The organism is Gordonia sp. (in: high G+C Gram-positive bacteria), assembly GCF_012515855.1.
Lineage (GTDB): Bacteria > Actinomycetota > Actinomycetes > Mycobacteriales > Mycobacteriaceae > Gordonia.
This window is the reverse complement of sequence record NZ_JAAYXO010000255.1, coordinates 1-1,961: the sequence shown is the minus strand read 5'-3', so window position 1 is coordinate 1,961 and position 1,961 is coordinate 1. Positions and strand designations below refer to the sequence as shown.

Here is a 1,961-nt window from a genome sequence, read left to right as displayed (position 1 = left end):
CCTGTGCTGCAGCGGGATTCGATGTCGACATCGACTTGGGCGCCTTGCGCTACACGCACGGTGTCGACGTCGCATCGCAGGTCTTGGACGACCTGCGTTATCTGGCCCCCGATTTGCTGCGCTGGCACCTACCGCGCGTGGCCCCCGACGGACTACTTCGGCCCGGGCTGACTGTCGCGCTTGCCCGATATGGGTTCGATGAGTGTCGAAAGCGTTGCAGTGGAGGCGGTTCGGTTCACCTGGTCGTCCGCACCGCTCCGGCCTGGGCTGATGCAGGGCAGAGACTCGTCCTGACGCTGTGGACTGGCTCCCATCCTGCGAATCATCCGCATCCTCGCCCCAACCGGCGTTTCCGGCTCGACCTCCATCGGCATCTGTGGGACACCCGCAGATCGGGTGAGCTACGAATACGCTGCGGGACAGGTCGATTGCCGGATTCTGCCGGCCTCGACCCCGGTCTGGGTGAGGTGATACCGGAGGGGTGCGCCGTCGACCGTTGGGCCGCCGAAGCCCGCATCGTCACTCGTGCGGACGGGAAAAGTGACGGTCCCGTTCGGGTGCGATGCGGGGGCCGACACGACGTGGTGGTGGAATCGGCCGGCACCGAACCCGCCGCCGTGCGTCTCGTGGACGACTACCCGCGCGGCCGGCTCGCCGCGTGACCGTGCTGCCTGACGCGGCGACCTGGGTGTTACCGGATCTGGAATTGATTCGGGCGGGAGCGATCACCGTCGACCGACTGCACCCGCTGGTCGCCGCCGCCCTGGGTCCGGGCCGGCTGCCGCCGTCATCGTCGAGATCGACGCCGACGAATCGGATCGACAACGTCGAGTGCCGTGGTGAACAGCACCGGATCGGATTGGTCGACGGAGCATTGACCGCACTCGACCACGATCCCGCCGAGATTCGGCGTGAGGAACTGCTCGTCGAATTGGGTGGCACTCCTTTGCCGTGTCTGCAGGTCATCGACCAAGCTCTTCGCCGTCCGGACTGTCTGCCGGGCGTTCGTGAACGTCTGGACCACGGAGACGCCGACGGAGCGCTGGCAGTCGTCGAAGGACTGCTCGGCCCCGACGCGGTTCTCCGTGACGGACCCCTGCTGGACGAGCTCCGTGAAGCCGTCGAGCGCCGCACCAGCTACGACCGGTTCCGTACCTCACCGGTGGAGCCGCCACCTGCAAGGCGACCTCGGCGCACCGCACGGTCGCGCCGGACCCGTTCTCACTGACTCTCCTTCACGTTCTCCGGAACCCGTTGAGCTGCTGCTCGACTCGATACCCCAGGTGATGCACATGTTTTCCACGCTCCTAACCGCACCGTCGCAGCACGATGAACTTGACAGTGCCGCAACACTGTTGAGGATGATCGGCGCGGTCACCACCGAACCTCGACCCGACGACCAACTCGAGGCACTCACCCTGGCCGTTGCCGCAGATCTCCCAGTACTGCTGTGGGGCGAACCGGGAATCGGCAAGACCGCCGCCCTGACCCAGCTCGCCGAGGCGTTGGATCTCCCGTTGACCACCGTCATCGCGAGCGTGCACGAGCCGTCCGACTTCTCGGGTCTGCCCGTGCTCGGGGACGACCCCGCCACACAGGGCGTTCCGATGGCCCCGCCGGACTGGGCTGTGCGGCTTGTAGAGGCCGGCCGAGGGCTGCTCTTCCTGGACGAACTGTCGACGGCACCGCCCGCCGTGCAGGCCGCTTTGCTCCGTCTCGTCCTCGAAAGACGAATCGGGGCACTGCAACTGCCACCCGGAGTGCGCATCGTGGCCGCCGCCAACCCACCATCGTCGGCAGCGGACGGCTGGGAGCTGAGCCCGCCGTTGGCCAACCGATTCGTGCACCTGAACTGGACCTACGACCACGAAGTGGTTGTCCGGGGCCTCGGCGGGACGTGGCCACGTGCGACTCTGCCCCGCCTGGACCCGGAGAAGTTCTCCGACGCAGTGGCGTTCGGT

Annotated in this window: 2 protein-coding genes and 1 pseudogene; all 3 read left to right on the top strand. The window is 67.0% G+C overall.

Going from position 1 to position 1,961, the window contains the following annotated elements:
• Positions 1–662 (top strand): annotated as a pseudogene (locus tag GX543_RS18850) (hypothetical protein); the annotation flags it as partial.
• Positions 659–1,228 (top strand): hypothetical protein, encoded by a 570-nt coding sequence (locus GX543_RS18845; protein WP_366929091.1) that lies wholly within the window; start codon positions 659–661, stop codon positions 1,226–1,228. The pseudogene GX543_RS18850 and the gene GX543_RS18845, both read left to right, overlap by 4 nt.
• 58 nt (positions 1,229–1,286) lie before the next feature.
• The coding region (locus GX543_RS17760) for a MoxR family ATPase (protein ID WP_290853859.1) at positions 1,287–1,961 on the top strand (675 nt) is incomplete at its 3' end.